At 45.1% G+C, this 15,176-nt stretch carries 12 protein-coding genes; 5 read left to right on the top strand and 7 right to left on the bottom strand.

Going from position 1 to position 15,176, the window contains the following annotated elements; all coding sequences use genetic code 11:
- Positions 1-533 precede the first annotated feature (533 nt).
- From NX845_RS09045 to csdA, 3 genes are all read left to right on the top strand, one after another.
- On the top strand, positions 534-1,334 hold the full coding sequence (locus NX845_RS09045; protein WP_004735200.1) for an outer membrane protein OmpK: 801 nt from the start codon (positions 534-536) through the stop codon (positions 1,332-1,334).
- 110 nt (positions 1,335-1,444) lie between these two features.
- Positions 1,445-2,338, top strand: a complete 894-nt coding sequence (gene panE / locus NX845_RS09040) for a 2-dehydropantoate 2-reductase (RefSeq protein WP_065682561.1) — start codon at positions 1,445-1,447, stop codon at positions 2,336-2,338.
- A gap of 87 nt (positions 2,339-2,425) precedes the next feature.
- Positions 2,426-3,637, top strand: a complete 1,212-nt coding sequence (csdA, locus tag NX845_RS09035) for a cysteine desulfurase CsdA (protein WP_065682560.1) — start codon at positions 2,426-2,428, stop codon at positions 3,635-3,637.
- Positions 3,638-3,712: 75 nt separating this feature from the next.
- Here csdA and csdE read toward each other — a convergent pair whose 3' ends face one another.
- From csdE to NX845_RS09015, 4 genes are all read right to left on the bottom strand, one after another.
- Positions 3,713-4,141, bottom strand: a complete 429-nt coding sequence (gene csdE, locus NX845_RS09030) for a cysteine desulfurase sulfur acceptor subunit CsdE (RefSeq protein WP_065682559.1) — start codon at positions 4,139-4,141, stop codon at positions 3,713-3,715.
- 73 nt (positions 4,142-4,214) lie between these two features.
- Complete coding sequence (tcdA, locus tag NX845_RS09025; RefSeq protein WP_004735196.1) at positions 4,215-5,024, bottom strand: tRNA cyclic N6-threonylcarbamoyladenosine(37) synthase TcdA; 810 nt, start codon at positions 5,022-5,024, stop codon at positions 4,215-4,217.
- Between the two features lie 113 nt (positions 5,025-5,137).
- Positions 5,138-6,250: a murein transglycosylase A gene (gene mltA / locus NX845_RS09020; RefSeq protein WP_065682558.1), complete on the bottom strand. Its 1,113-nt coding sequence runs from the start codon at positions 6,248-6,250 to the stop codon at positions 5,138-5,140.
- An 81-nt stretch (positions 6,251-6,331) separates the two neighbouring features.
- Positions 6,332-6,805 carry a DUF2850 domain-containing protein gene (locus tag NX845_RS09015; RefSeq protein ID WP_004735194.1) on the bottom strand — a complete coding sequence of 158 codons (474 nt, stop codon included), beginning with the start codon at positions 6,803-6,805 and terminating at the stop codon, positions 6,332-6,334.
- A gap of 164 nt (positions 6,806-6,969) precedes the next feature.
- On the opposite strand from NX845_RS09015, the gene argA reads away from it, so the two are divergent.
- Together argA and NX845_RS09005 are read left to right on the top strand one after the other, a co-directional pair.
- The gene (argA, locus tag NX845_RS09010) at positions 6,970-8,307 is read left to right on the top strand and encodes an amino-acid N-acetyltransferase (protein ID WP_065682557.1); all 1,338 of its coding nucleotides are present in this window, start codon (positions 6,970-6,972) and stop codon (positions 8,305-8,307) included.
- A 283-nt stretch (positions 8,308-8,590) separates the two neighbouring features.
- Positions 8,591-8,782 carry a hypothetical protein gene (locus tag NX845_RS09005; RefSeq protein ID WP_004735192.1) on the top strand — a complete coding sequence of 64 codons (192 nt, stop codon included), beginning with the start codon at positions 8,591-8,593 and terminating at the stop codon, positions 8,780-8,782.
- Positions 8,783-8,863: 81 nt separating this feature from the next.
- On the opposite strand, the gene recD is transcribed toward NX845_RS09005, so the two are convergent.
- The 3 genes from recD to NX845_RS08990 all read right to left on the bottom strand — a co-directional run bounded on the left by recD (position 8,864) and on the right by NX845_RS08990 (position 15,170).
- Positions 8,864-11,089, bottom strand: coding sequence for an exodeoxyribonuclease V subunit alpha (gene recD, locus NX845_RS09000; protein ID WP_065682556.1), 2,226 nt, complete (start codon positions 11,087-11,089; stop codon positions 8,864-8,866).
- Complete coding sequence (recB, locus tag NX845_RS08995) at positions 11,089-14,763, bottom strand: exodeoxyribonuclease V subunit beta (RefSeq protein WP_065682555.1); 3,675 nt, start codon at positions 14,761-14,763, stop codon at positions 11,089-11,091. Before recB ends, recD begins: the two co-directional genes overlap by 1 nt.
- 260 nt (positions 14,764-15,023) lie before the next feature.
- Complete coding sequence (locus NX845_RS08990) at positions 15,024-15,170, bottom strand: hypothetical protein (protein WP_175400154.1); 147 nt, start codon at positions 15,168-15,170, stop codon at positions 15,024-15,026.
- Between the last annotated feature and the right edge of the window lie 6 nt (positions 15,171-15,176).

The raw sequence follows: 15,176 nt of genomic DNA, 5'->3' as shown, positions 1-15,176 counted from the left end.
ATAACTAATCTTTAAAAATTGTCTCAAAACCTAGTGCAGTGAACTGTCTTTAATTCTCCGTGATTCAAAAAGTAGCTAGGTTCAAATTCCTAGTCAGTCATCACATGAGTTGTTCATCAATTGATTCCAACATCATTACGCAGTTGGTCAAAAATAGATCAAAGACAAGATTGAAAGGAGGTTTGAATGAGTCATTTTTAAAGAGAAAACGCTTAGAAAGGAATACTGTTGATTTTGATATGCATGTCACTCTAATTAGTAGAATCGTTTGCTTAGCACAGTATTTCACCTATTTATCCACAAAATAATCTAATTTCACAAAATCAATAGAATTAGAGGTGCATCAAGATGCATTGATACATTAAAGTTCCGTCATTTAGATCATTAGTGTGATCAACTTCACCTTAATAATTGTAGTTTTCACTCTGTCTCACTTTTATTTGAGAACAAAATCGCTATTATGCTCGGCATTCGGACATCATAAACACGCACGGATTAGCGGGTTACTTATTTCAAACATAGAGAGTTCCATTATGCGTAAATCACTTTTAACTCTTGGCCTACTTGCAGCAGTATCTGCTCCAGTAATGGCAGCTGATTATTCTGACGGCGATACTCACAAGAACGATTACAAATGGCTTCAATTCAACCTTATGGGTGCATTTGATGAGCTTCCAGGTGAATCATCACATGATTACCTAGAGATGGAATTCGGCGGCCGTTCGGGAATCTTTGACCTTTACGGTTATGTTGATGTTTTCAACCTAACATCAGACAAAGGTAGCGATAAAGTTGGTGATCCTAAGATCTTCATGAAGTTTGCTCCACGTATGTCTATTGATGGCCTAACAGGAAAAGACCTATCTTTCGGTCCAGTACAAGAGCTATACGTTGCTTCATTAATGGAATGGGACGGTACTGATTACAAAACTAACCCATTCTCTGTAAACAACCAGAAAATCGGTCTTGGTTCTGACGTAATGGTTCCATGGTTTGGTAAAGTTGGCGTTAACCTTTACGGTACTTACGATGGCAACCGTAAAGACTGGAACGGCTACCAAGTTTCTATGAACTGGTTCAAACCATTCTACTTCTTCGAGAACGGTTCATTCATCTCTTACCAAGGTTACATCGACTACCAATTTGGCATGAAAGACGAATACGTTTCAGCTAGCAACGGTGGTGCAATGTACAACGGTATCTACTGGCACTCAGATCAATTCGCAGTAGGTTACGGCCTTAAAGGCTACAAAGATGTATACGGCATCAAAGATAGCGATGCGCTTAAGTCTTCAGGCTTCGGTCACTACGTAGCAGTAACTTACAAGTTCTAATAGAACTTCTAAGAAAGTTTCCAAAATGGCACCCTCGGGTGCCATTTTTTATTGCTTTCATTTAATGCCTCGCTATCCTTGCAGCATCACTTTCTTATCTCGGTATTGCTGTGAACATCACTATTGTTGGGCCAGGGGCCATCGGCTCTTTATGGGCAATAAAACTACTTCAAGCTGGTCATAATGTGTCTTTGTGGAGTCGTTCCACTGATAACTCAATTGACTTATCACTTGATGGACAAGCTTCCCTTTCCTTCAGTAACAACAATATCGAAAAGCTATCAGCGAGTGACTTGGTTATTTTCACGGTCAAAGCTTGGCAAGTAGCAGAAGCCACGACTCCGTTACTTCAACATCTCGATCCCAACACCATTCTTATGTTCATGCATAACGGAATGGGCGCGGTTGATGAGATAGCCACTCAAATTGATGCTTACCCCATAATATTGGCGACGACTACTCAAGCTGCATTCAAACCAGACCGTAATAATGTATCTCATACTGGATTGGGCCAAACTCAATTGGGTGCTTTCAACCAAACTGGCCAACAGTGTACGTTTTTAGTTGATGTCTTAGATGATGCTCTCCCTGCTGTGCGTTGGAACCCACAAATAGAAACCGCACTTTGGACTAAGCTCGCCATCAATTGTGCGATCAACCCACTCACGGGCCTTAAACAGATCAAGAATGGCGAGCTTGCAGATAAAAGGTTTGAGGATATTTTGAGTTCTATCGTTAAAGAGCTCACGCAGGTTATGCAAGCCGAAGGGATCGTTTGTTCATTCGATGAATTAGAAGCAAGCGTCAAACAGGTAATCCAAGCCACGGCGCAGAACAATTCATCCATGAAGCAAGATATGTTTTACCAACGTAAGACAGAGATCGACTTCATTAACGGCTACCTTATTAAGACTGCACTCAAGTATCAGATAGACGTTCCCGTTAACCAAAGACTGTTCGCTCAGGTCAAAGGGCAAGAAAATCGCTGGAATCATCAAGATTAGTCAGCAACGGTTAACAAGTCGCGATAAAATAACAATACCGCTAAGCATTACGCTAGCTCCAATATCCAAGATTTTAGGTAAGAATAGATGCTTGATATCAATCACATCCGAGAGCAGTTTCCTGCGCTATCACAAACCATCAATCAACAGCCGTTGATTTATTTAGACAGCGCGGCAACGACACAAAAACCTCAGGTGGTTATTGATGCCATTAGCCAATATTACTCCAAACAAAATGCCAATGTTCACCGTGGTAGTCATAGCTTAACAGCGAACGCGACCAGTCAGTTTGAAGCGGCAAGAGATAAGGTCGCTCAGTTTATTGGTGCAAGATCTTCAAAAGAGATCATTTGGACTCGCGGTGCCACCGAAGCACTTAACCTGATCGCTCAAACCTACGCAAGAAGTACCCTTCAGCCTGGCGATGAGATCTTGGTTAGCGAAATGGAGCATCACGCCAACATTGTGCCTTGGCAAATTGTGGCAGAACAAACCGGGGCTAAAGTCGTTAAAGTACCGATGACATCGGATTGCGAATTTGACCTAGTCGCGTTTGATACGCTTTTAAATGTACGAACCAAGATTGTTGCATTGGCTCAGATAACCAACGTGACGGGTTCTCGTCAGCCAATTGAAGCTGTCATAGAAAAAGCACACAAGATGAATGCGATTGTTGTGGTCGATGGCGCACAAGGCATCGTTCATGAGCCAGTTGATGTTGCTGCTTTAGGTGCGGATTTCTACGTATTCTCAGGGCACAAGCTCTATGCCCCTGCCGGTATTGGTGTGCTTTACGGCAAACTTGAATTGCTTGAAGCGATGCCACCTTGGCACGGTGGTGGAAAAATGGTTGAGCGCGTCTCTTTTTCTGGCACTACTTTTTCACAGCTGCCTGGGAAGTTTGAAGCGGGTACGCCAAATGTGGCCGGCGCGATTGCATTAAGCACCGCGATAGAATGGTTGAGTGGTTTTGCACAGCAAGATGTCGAAAATCATATCCACCAGCTACAGCACGAGACCTACCGTGCACTCAGTAAACTGGATGATATACAGGTTTTGGGGTATCAGCCCAACGCAAGCGTGATTACTTTTGTGATGGATGGTGTTCACCATCAAGACATTGCGACACTGTTGGATCAGCAAGGGATCGCGGTACGTGCCGGGCATCATTGTGCTCACCCATTAATGGATGCACTTAATGTGAAAGGAACGGTTCGAATTTCATTTGGTATTTACAACAACATGAATGATGTTGATAAGCTTATAGCTGCGATAGAAAAAGCCGTTGATATGCTTTAGGGAATGGCGAGTAGCAAATTATTTAGGGTTGGCGTTTAGCGTCAACCCTTTTTGTTTCTGTGTATCTGAGTGATATTAAGCACTTAACTCTTGGATTTGAGCAACAATCGCTTTTAATCCGTTTCCGCGAGATGGGCTAAGGTGGGTAATTAAACCGATTTGTTCAAAGTAACCATCAATATCGAACGCTTGAACCTGCTCTGATGTTTTTCCATCATACGCAGCCATCACTAATGCAATCAGACCGCGCACGATACGAGCATCAGAATCAGCACAAAAATACCAAACACCGTCGATGTTCTGAGAAACTAGCCAGACTTGGCTTTCACAACCAGAAACTACAACCTGCTCACTCTTCAGCTCATCAGGCATGCTAGGTAATTTCTTACCCCATTGAATCACTTGACGATAACGATCTTCCCAGCCGCTGAATGTCAGCATCTTCGCGACAATATCATCACTGGTAATTTCAGTGCCGAATGGAGAGCTTGGGAATGACATCATTTTAATATCCAATAGATTATGACTAAATGTAAAGGTAACAATGGTTTAGTGTTCTCAAGCAAATAATAGAGAACTACTTAGAGTGCTTTTGAATCAGCTTTTCAACAATACGTGAAACAGCCACAAAACCAAAAGTCGCGGTGACCACTGTCGCAGCGCCAAAACCCGTCGCACAGTCCATGCGTTTTGGACCTTCCGCTGTTGCTTTCGCAGCACATACACTGCCGTCGGCTTGAGGGTATTTCAGTTGCTCAGTCGAGAACACACAATCGATACCAAACTTACGCGCAGGGTTCATAGGGAAATTATGATGACGACGAAGGGTATCTTTTAGCTTCTTCGCTAGCGGATCTTGAATCGTCTTAGTCAGATCGGCCACTTTGATTTGAGTCGGGTCGACTTGCCCACCCGCGCCACCGGTGGTGATCACCTTAATTTTGTTACTACGACAATATGCCAACAGTGAAGCCTTAGCTTTCATACTATCAATCGCATCTAACACAAAGTCGAACTCTTTCGATAGGTATTCAGCCTGATTATCAGGACCAATAAAGTCGTCAATCAGGTTCACTTTACACTCAGGGTTAATCAGTTTGACGCGTTCTGCCATCACTTCGATTTTGCTCTTACCGACGGTACCCGACATTGCGTGGATTTGACGGTTGATGTTAGTCACACACACATCATCCATATCGATCAAAGTCAGCTCACCTAAACCGGTACGAGCAAGCGCTTCAACAGCCCATGAACCTACACCACCAATACCGATCACACACACGTGTGCTGCTCTAAGTATGTCGACTTCACTATTGCCATATAAGCGACGGGTGCCACCAAATCGTTGGTCATAGTTTTCTGAAGCTGGAGTGGTCAATTCACGCATTGTTGCCGCCAATTTATTTCTGAGAAAAAGAAAAGAGTGCGTTTTATACGCACTCTTGAATTAAAAGTCTAGGGGATTAGCGATTCGCTTTCAATGCCCTATTTTATTGTTGTTTACTCGACCTTTTCAGGAGGCAAAGCCCAAGGCGCTTCGGTGGCACTGCCATCTAAGCCAAGCTTCCATACACGACCAAAATGCTTGTAATGACCCGCTTCCGTTCCCGCTCTTGGCCCCATACCGTGGTAGAGATCTAAATGGTTCTGCTTAACTGCGCCACCGGTATCCAAAACCAGTAACAGCCTGAGTTGGTGCGCACCGCTCCAAGTACCATCGGCATTCAGTAATGGAACCTCAGCCAGAATTGGCGTCCCCATAGGCAATATAGAGCGATCACCCGCGACTGCCGCCATAGGTAATAAAGGAATCCCGGCGCTACCCATTACTGACAAATCATCTTTAGCACTAAAGAAAACGAATGATGGGTTTTGCTCAAGCAGCTCTTTGACTACTTCAGGATCGTTTGCCAATACCCACTCTTTGATTGCTTTCAGTGACATTTTTTCGCGTGGAACTAAGCCTCGCTCGATCAAAACACGGCCAATGCTCACGTAAGCTTTATTGTTCTTACCCGCGTAAGCGAAATACTGCAACGTATCGTCATCACCGAAATGCACGAATCCACTGCCCTGCACTTCCATCATAAAGGGATCGATGCGGTTCGCCGAGTAACCTAACTCAAGGCCCTGGCCTTCTAATGCACCGTTGTAGATCTCTTCGCGGGTTGGACACTCTTTATCGCACTCAGGAAGCCCGTAAACTGGGAAACGGTATTCTTCACTCGCTTCGTGGCGTAGCTCCATTACGGGAGAAAAGTACCCCGTGAACAAAACGTTGCCTTGCTTATCACCACCACCCAATTGAGCAGTTTGAACGCCAAAGTTAGCGAGCTCGCTTGGATCTCCACTTTGCATCGCCCACTCATTGAGTTGCTGATAAAGCGGCTCATAGATTTTAGCCATCGAAGGGGATTTAGAAACCACCATTTCAGCTTGCTCTGCAAATGCGGTGTAGTCTCTTGGTTTATTGGATTCAACCTGATCGACCTTATTTAAGGTGCGGGAAAATTCGTCATCAAGGTGTTGTTGAGCAAGATCAGTCGGTTGAGCACAGCCAAATAAGAAAGAGGCAGCGACAAGGGGAAGCCATTTTTTAATCACAAGAGTCATCCTAAAAATTCTATGCATCGAGGATGACAAAAACAGTCAGATAACACAATCGTAGATTGTAAGAGTTTACAATAAGATAACCTATCGGACTGAGTTCTCGATATGGCCTTTAAGGCGGAAGACGGGATTGTAGTGATTATCAGAATCGAGCACCATTTCTGTGTTGTCAGAATTGGTCATGCGGAAGCGATAGGTTTTATCACCCGCTTTATATTCGAAGTAGTTACCATCAAAGTCAAAACTCGTCGAAACAACAGACCCTCGCACTGACACGCCATTAGCGTTTAGTCGAAATTCGTCTGTCGCATAATGTGCAACGTCCTGCTCTACCCACGTACCGTATATCAGATTGTCGGGCGTTGCCGCATCTTGTACTCGGGAAAGCACATCACCGAACAAGGAAACCACAGCAAACGATCCCACCAAAGCTAAAACCATTAAACAGCGTTCAATAATCTTACGCTTCAACTTAGATTGATTGCGTTGCTCAACTTCACTGTAGAGGCCTTGGGTAATCTCATCGATTTTGTTCTTTGTTGCTGGAGCTTGTTGCATTCGGTTACGACTCATAAAGATGCTATATGCATTCTACACTGAGACAGTTTATATAATGAACCCTAGATGAGAATAGTTTGCGCTTTATTCCAAAAAAGGTGTTGTTTATATTTGAATTTAAATGCTAAATTAGCGAATAAATAAACACCAAATGGACTTGTTCTGTGAAATTAAGAAGTACAGCGCTAGTAAAAGGTTTCAGACAATCAACCCCTTACGTGAACGCTCACCGTGGCAAAACCATGGTTATTATGCTTGGTGGCGAAGCCGTTGCCGATAGAAACTTTGGCAACATAATTAGCGATATAGCCTTACTCCACAGCCTTGGGGTAAAGATTGTTCTCGTTCACGGAGCAAGACCACAGATCAACCAACTATTAGCAAGGCAAGATTGCCACACGCCTTACCATAAGAATATTAGAGTTACTGACGAATATTCTTTAGGTGTCGCGATGCAGGCTGCTGGTCAACTACAACTGGCTATCACAGCTCGACTTTCAATGAGCCTAAACAACACCCCTATGGCAGGCACTCAACTCAATGTGATGAGTGGTAACTTCATTACCGCTCAGCCGCTAGGTGTCGATGATGGTACGGATTATTGCCACAGCGGGCGTATTCGTCGAATAGACATCGAAGGGATTAATCGCACACTTGACCAAGGTTCCATCGTCCTTCTAGGGCCTATTGCTAGCTCCGTGACTGGCGAAAGCTTTAACCTGCTTTCTGAAGAGGTCGCAACCCAAGTTGCTATTCGTTTAAAGGCCGACAAGCTGATTGGTTTTTGCTCTGAGCAAGGGGTAACGGATCAAAACGGTAATGTACTCGCCGAACTCTTCCCTAAAGACGCCAAGCAAATTCTAGAACGCTTAACGGAATCTCAGAACCCTAAAGAAGATATGAGCACTGGTACGTTACGCTTCTTAAAAGGGGCTATCTCTGCTTGTCGTGCTGGAGTGCCTCGTTGTCATCTAATCAGCTACAAAGTGGATGGCGCATTAATTCAAGAGCTATTCTCTTTTGATGGTATTGGTACCCAAGTGGTCATGGCAAGTGCCGAGCAAGTAAGACAAGCTCAGATTGATGATATCGGTGGCATCTTTGACCTCATTCGTCCACTGGAAGAACAAGGCATCTTAGTTCGCCGTTCAAGAGAGCAGTTAGAGCAAGAGATCTATCGCTTTACCATTATCGAAAAAGACGGCCTAATTATTGGTTGCGCTGCGCTATACGCGTATCCAGAAGACCACATGGCAGAGATGGCCTGTGTTGCTATCCACCCAGACTATCGCGATGGAAACCGTGGCCAGTTACTGCTGGATTACATGCGCCACCAATCAAAATCTCGTGATATCGACCAGATCTTTGTCCTTACTACGCACAGCCTTCACTGGTTCCGTGAGCAGGGGTTTTACGAGATAGGCGTGGACGAGTTACCGATGGAAAAACAAGGGCTATACAACTATCAGAGAAACTCAAAAATCTTAGCGCTAAACGTATAAATAAAGTTTTGGAGCGGAATCTCAATTTAATGGGAAAATAATTGCAAATGTAATCGTTTACTATATGAGATTTATCAAATATGCACTTTCACTCACACGAATAATTGTATAGAATTTAGGCGCTTTATAATATTAACAAATGTTTTTATTGGAATTGCCATCTCGATAGTCCTATCGAACTCATTGAGATGGTCACTGCACGGATTGCTATACCCGTTGACGGTCAGCACGCTAACTATTAGCTCTGCTCGTTAATATAAACAGCAAAAAGAGCAACATTGATATGAGAACCATTGTTTGTAACTCGCTGCAAAGTTTTTGGGATATGGCTGATAACCAATTCTTAGAAGGGCTAGACGTACACTGCGTGTTCCCTGTTAGCGAGAATCTAAAAGAGTTTATTTTGAATTGCCAAGCAAAGTACAAGATAAACCATATATCGTTTACTCGAGCGTTTTTAAGCAAAGAGTCTTAATAACGTTCAAAGCAACCAGGGATGGTTGCTTTGTGTTTATCTAGTTCTAAGTTCAAGCCCTTTTCTAGCGGCCATTAAAGACTAATTCGTTAAGCGACTACCTAAACCACTCACTCGCTCTGTTTTCACCTTAATCCCACGCTTCAACACGTTGGTATCGCTGAACATCATCAGTCGTTTCTTCGCACGTGTAATACCGGTATAGATAAGCTCCCGCGTTAAAATAGGGCTGAAATCAGGCGGCAAGATCATTAAGGTCAGATCAAACTCACTGCCTTGAGATTTGTGTATCGTCATCGCATAAGCGGTCTCATGATCGGGTACTCGGCTTGGTAGTACGGCTTTCACGCTGCCATCTGGCAACTCAAAATACACCTTCAGTCTAGGTGTGGAATTCGCACTATTTGACTCTAAAGTCGTTGAATCGGCTTCGAGCATACAGATACCAATATCACCATTGTACAAACCTAAACCATGATCATTACGCGTCACCATGACTGGTCGCCCGTGATACCACAATTCATCGTTGTGCGGATTCACCAAGCGTCTTGCGGCAAGCGCCCTTTCGATTCTGTGGTTGAGGCCTTTAACACCAAAATCCCCTTCACGAATAGAACACAATAGTCGACATTGACTAAACAGGTCGAGCACTGATTTTGCGCGTGCTTCTTGGGTCTCTAGCTCTTCCAACGGCACATTCATTCTGTTGAGATACGCACCATACTCATTAACCAAAGTTCGCAGCATCAAGTTATAGCTGTCACTCGACAGGGGATGATTTTCGATATCCGAAAACCCTTTCGCAAACACTTGATCAACCTGATTAGCAGAGCCGTTATTGATCGCTTTTGCCAGTTGGCCGATACCGGAACGCGCATCAAAACGGTAACTCTTCTGCAGCATACACAAGCTATCAGCAATCGCAGGCGGATTCACCGATCCAGCTTTGTCTTGCCTTGGTTTAGCTATCGCATCAAAACCTGTCATCTCTGCAATCAAATTGCCTTGCGCTGTGCTGTACCCTGCAGAGTTGAATGAACAGATATCACCGAGCACAGCACCTGCCTCTACTGAAGCGAGTTGGTCTTTATCACCCAATAAGATGAGCCTTGCGTGCTCAGGAAGTGCATCCACCAGCTTATACATCATCGACAGATCAACCATAGAAGCTTCATCCACGACCAAGATATCAAGGTGGAGTGGATTGCGTCGGTTATGTCTAAACTCAGCACGGTTAGGAATCGCGCCGAGTAACCTATGTAAAGTACTGGATTCAGTCGGTATGTTGGCTTTTACTTCAGGCGCTAATGGCAGCTGTTCAATCGCTTTGCCAATCGACTCGGTTAAACGCGCCGCTGCTTTACCTGTCGGTGCCACTAGCTTGATCGTCGGTGTTTTGCCTTGGCTGAGCGATTGCTCGACCATCGCCGACAGTAATTTGGTTACTGTGGTCGTTTTACCGGTACCCGGCCCACCAGAAATCACCGCAAAACGACGACTCAACGCTACCGCTGCCGCGACCTTTTGCCAGTTCAAACAGACAGATAACGGCACGAGGCTATCCAGCGCATCTAAATCTGTCACTTGCTTGGCTTGAACAATCGCTTGGTCTATCGCGCCCCAATCTAGAACCTGCTCATTCACAATATCTAGATGGTCACACACCAGTTGTTGGCGTAATACCTGAGACGTTTGTTGGTTTGCTTCAGCCTTGGCTAAGGCATTAAACAGAAAATGGTAACTGCGTGCGAATAACTGATTCAACGTTTCGGTTAGCGCTTTTTTCTGCTCAGTGTTGAACTCTACAGGCTTAATTAAACGGTTTAAGGTCTCAGCCAACACAACCTCATAGTTCCAGTAACGCTGTAAGTAGACACGTTGCCCATCGAACATTAACGGCTTAACACAATCATTGGTCATACCCACTAAGTTAGATGATTGCAGAACAGTAGCCCAATCAATACCTAGCAATTTTTGGTTCAGTTGCAGTGCCGTCTCACCATACAAACCAAGTAACTGAGCAAGTTCTGCCGTTAGTTCAGGGGCTGCCGTATGCAGTTGTATAAGCTGAGTACAAATGTGCCCCTTGCCTAATTCATGGCTTACAACGCCAGCAAGAAAGCCGATCTCTTGAGAATGACTCGTCGCTTGCTGCGCAATAAAACGGGCAAACTGATAATCCAATTGACGAATTGAGCCCTTATCCGCAAGGAACTTGAGTACATCCATGAGCTGCTCAGGGATAAGTGAAACTGGCTTTACAGAGTTCGCTGTTTCTATGCTGGTATTAGTGGTCGTCGTTGTCATTATAAAAGCCCCATCTGTCCAGTTTCATTATCATTCAATTGTGCTGAACGTCTGTCTATCACTTTACCGTCAATCAATTGATCCATTTCATCGAGCAAAGCCAATGTAGGTTTCGCCGAGAAAATACCTTGTTGAGATTGGCCGTCCATTCCTCTTAAAAACAAGTAATAAACGCCACCGAAATGTTGTTCATAACTGTAATCCGCAACGCGGCTGCGTAAGAAGCGATGCAATGCCAACGCATAGATTTGATATTGCAGATCGTAGCGGTGGTCGGCCATCGCCGATTTCAATGCTTCACCATGGTAGACGGCAACGTCATCACCTAGATGGTTCGATTTCCAGTCGAGTACATAGTATTTACCTTGATGCTCAAACACCAAATCGATAAAGCCTTTCAGCATGCCTTGTACAGTTTGAAAACCTAGGTCACCCGCTTTTGCCGACAAGGGATCATGATACTGAATGGTTTGATTGAGCTCAGATGCAGCCAACACTTCGATCGGCAATAAGAACTCCATCTCAACTAAACGTTGCGTCGAATCTTTCTCGCTTAGCTTTAAGTTTTTACCGTCCAATGCTGTATTAAGAACGGTATCGACCAGTAGTTGAAGCACAGGTAACCACTCTAGTTCGTATTGCTCTGACTCTAATAAGTGAGTGATTACTTGCGTGTTATGCTCGCTGGTTGCTGGCTCGGTAAATTCAACATCCTCAAACAAGGTATGTAAGAAGGTGCCCGGACGAGCGCCTCGAGGGAAAGTGAATATAGAACGTTCAGGTTCTATCAACTCAGACTCGTCTTGTTCATCCGCCGAATCAATATCAAAGCCAGACACCTCAATGGACGCATCATGGCTTGCTCCGTGGCTGCCCTGTTTGACTAGTCCTGAGTAACTGGTGATACGCCAAGCTCGGTCAATTGAAGCCTTGAGTTCACTGGCCTGTAAGTCGTCACTCACTTGTTCTGCTTGTACAAAAACTTGCTCGTGAGCGGTTGGTGTTTCAGACAGCAGCACGCTTGGATTCTTACCCTCAATTGCTGACAGAGCTTGATGTAACTCGGCGATGCCTTGCTCTTGTCCGTTTTGAATCAAGTAGCCCATAGCACTCAAGTGAACGCCAGTTGGTTCTTTGGTTGAACGCCCTTTACGCAGCGGTGCCATACCAATGAAACATCCATAAACAGCACGAGTCAGCGCCACGTAAATCAAACGTAGGTCTTCCGCCAGTCGCTCTTTGTCGGCTTGTGCTAAGGCACTGTCGCTACCAGTAATGTCCAGTACTGTGGTATCGGAATCATGATCGTAGAACTTGCCTTCGCTCGCTTCTCGGTAACTTGCGACAAACGGCAGGAATACTAAGTCATATTCCAAACCTTTCGACTTATGAATGGTAACGATTTGAACCAAGTTTCTCTCTGATTCAAGGCGTTGAATGTCGTCGTCACTGCCCCCTAAACCATTTTGTGCATCGGATATCGCTTCTGCCAACCACCGCAGTAAGCCATAGTCACTGTCGAGTTCCTGCCTTGCTTGTTGTAGCAATTCGCCAATGTGCATCAAATCAGTGAGTGAGCGCTCACCATTTTCTTCTTCCAGTAAGCGTTCCGCGAGATGCCTTTTACTGATCACGCTGCGAAGCATTGGCAACACGCCGCGCTGAAGCCACAACTTACGGTATTCTCGAAATTCGTTAACGACGTTTTCCCACACCACTTCATCGTTGTTGAGTTCATCCAATGATGCGGCATCCAGAGCAAACAATTCCGACGCCAAACTCGCACGCAACGCACGGTCATTTTCAGGTGTCAGCACCGCCTGCAACAAACGTTGAATATCTTGTGCGACCAAGCTGGTGAACACGCTATCTCGGTTAGACAAATACACGCTCGCAATGCCTTGTTCCGACAATGCGTTCTTGATAAGGCGACCTTCACTACCGGTTCGAACCAAGACAGCAATATCACCTGCATTCACAGCATGTTGTTTTTTACCGTTATCAAAATAAGCTTGCTCGTTTTGAGAAGCGGTCAGAATGGTTTGAATTTGACTCGCCGTCGCCTCGGCCATGGCTTTGTGATATTCGCCTTTCGGCAATGGCTTATCTTCCGCTTCTTGTAGCCAAAAGGTCAGTGCATGCTGGGTTTCTCCGTTCATCACCCATTGGCGTTTATCAGCCGATGGGCTAGCAGCAACAGGTAAGAATGGAATGTCTTGATCGTAGATAAACGGGCTATCCGAATTCATAAATACTTGGTTTACCGCACTGACCATGTCGGCGCTTGAACGCCAGTTAGTCCCTAGCGTGTAGTGAGCACTAACTTGGTTTCTCGCCTTGATATAGGTAAAGATATCTGCACCGCGGAAACCATAGATAGCCTGCTTCGGGTCACCGATCATAAACAAGCCACACTGCGGATTATCGAGATAGATTCGGCTAAAAATACTGTATTGCAGCGGATCGGTATCTTGGAATTCATCAATCATCGCCACTGGGTATAAGGTGCGGATTCTCTCCACCAGCAGTGATTGCTCATCCACATCAATGGACGCGGATAACTGGGTCAGCAAATCATCAAACGATAACCACTGCTTCTGCTGTTTAGCCTTAGCTAACATGGTTCGACAATGAGTAATCGCATGCGCCAGCAATGGAGCTTTTAGATCTGCAGGAGAGTTTAAGAAATTCTCAATAGCCTCAAACACCGCGTGTTGAGGGGCAGTACCTTTTGGTGTTTTTTCAATTAACGTGGCTTGTGAGAACTTCTCTAACTTGTCTGGAAACTGGTAATCATGAGTGTCGCTCTGCGCCCATGCTGTGACGGCTTCTAACCAAGTCGGCAAAGACTTCTTGGTGTAGCTACGCTTGTTCACATCTGAACCTGAAATCAAAGCCAAAAAGTCCGCTTCGGATTCGCACCACAACACCTTAAGTTGCTTAACTTTATCTAGGTTTTGGTCGTGTAGAGTTTGCAAGTCACCCGACATTGCTTCCACGGTTAGCTTCAGAGGAGATCCTGTCAGGTAACGATTGACGTCAGCCAATAGAGAAGCGGGAGAACCCCAGATATTACGAACCTCACCTGCTAATTGAATTGGCAGCGGGTAGAACTGTTTACGCCAGTAGTCAGCAACCACTTGCGCTTTTAGGTGACTTTCATCGGTCACAAATTCATTATCAAAGCGGCTGCCAGACTCGAAGGCATTTTGAGTCAACATACGCTGACAGAAGCCGTGAATGGTGTATACCGCAGCCTCATCCATTTGTCTTTCAGCATTAAGCAGAGTTTTAGCCGCGCCAGCATGATCATCGATGGCTTGTAACAAAGGCGCAATCACTGGGTCGTCACTTTGCCCGCGAGCAAACGCAATACGTGCATCATGAATACGAGCACGGATACGATCTCGCAGCTCAGCCGTAGCCGCTTCAGTAAAGGTCACCACCAGAATTTGGTCTACGGTTAGTGGCTCATGGTGTCGTGTGGCTTCCGTCAGATCGCCTTGTGGCGCAGCTGTACCGTGCCCCAGCAGTAAGCGCAAGTACAAGCCAGCAATAGTAAATGTCTTACCTGTACCCGCCGATGCTTCAATTAAACGCGCGCCATGAAGTGGAAACGTCATGGTATCGAGTGTTTTTGGAGCGATTACCTGAACACTGCTTGTGGTCGTCATGCCTTACTGCCTTTTGATAGATGAGTCTGTTAAAAATGTGACTATTGCTATAAATGTGACCTAGCGTGGAAAACGTCATTCAATTTACGTCCTACGCATATTTGTTAATAGTTAGTGCGATCTCTCTCACGGATCAATTCAGATCGCCTCGCTACTATGCGCCCACGAGTTCAGGAGCGCCTATGAGTTTTGTACTTTACGGCGTTACTTTGAACCACAGAATAATGGTCCCTCTGACCTGTGGCCGTACAGCGAACGCCCTACACTAATAATGATTTACTGGCGGCCACTTTATTTCCTGTACCTTGCTTCTCTTCACCTTGAAAGCAAGCATCCCAAATGCTGACCAGCAACTCTCTTTCGTTTTTCATTAATTCAGCACACTCGTTATCGATCTTGTCGATCACAACCAA

Source organism: Vibrio sp. NC2, assembly GCF_025195005.1.
Classification (GTDB): domain Bacteria; phylum Pseudomonadota; class Gammaproteobacteria; order Enterobacterales; family Vibrionaceae; genus Vibrio; species Vibrio splendidus.
The sequence above is the reverse complement of the archived record's forward strand: the minus strand, read 5'-3'. Positions and strand labels throughout refer to the sequence as shown.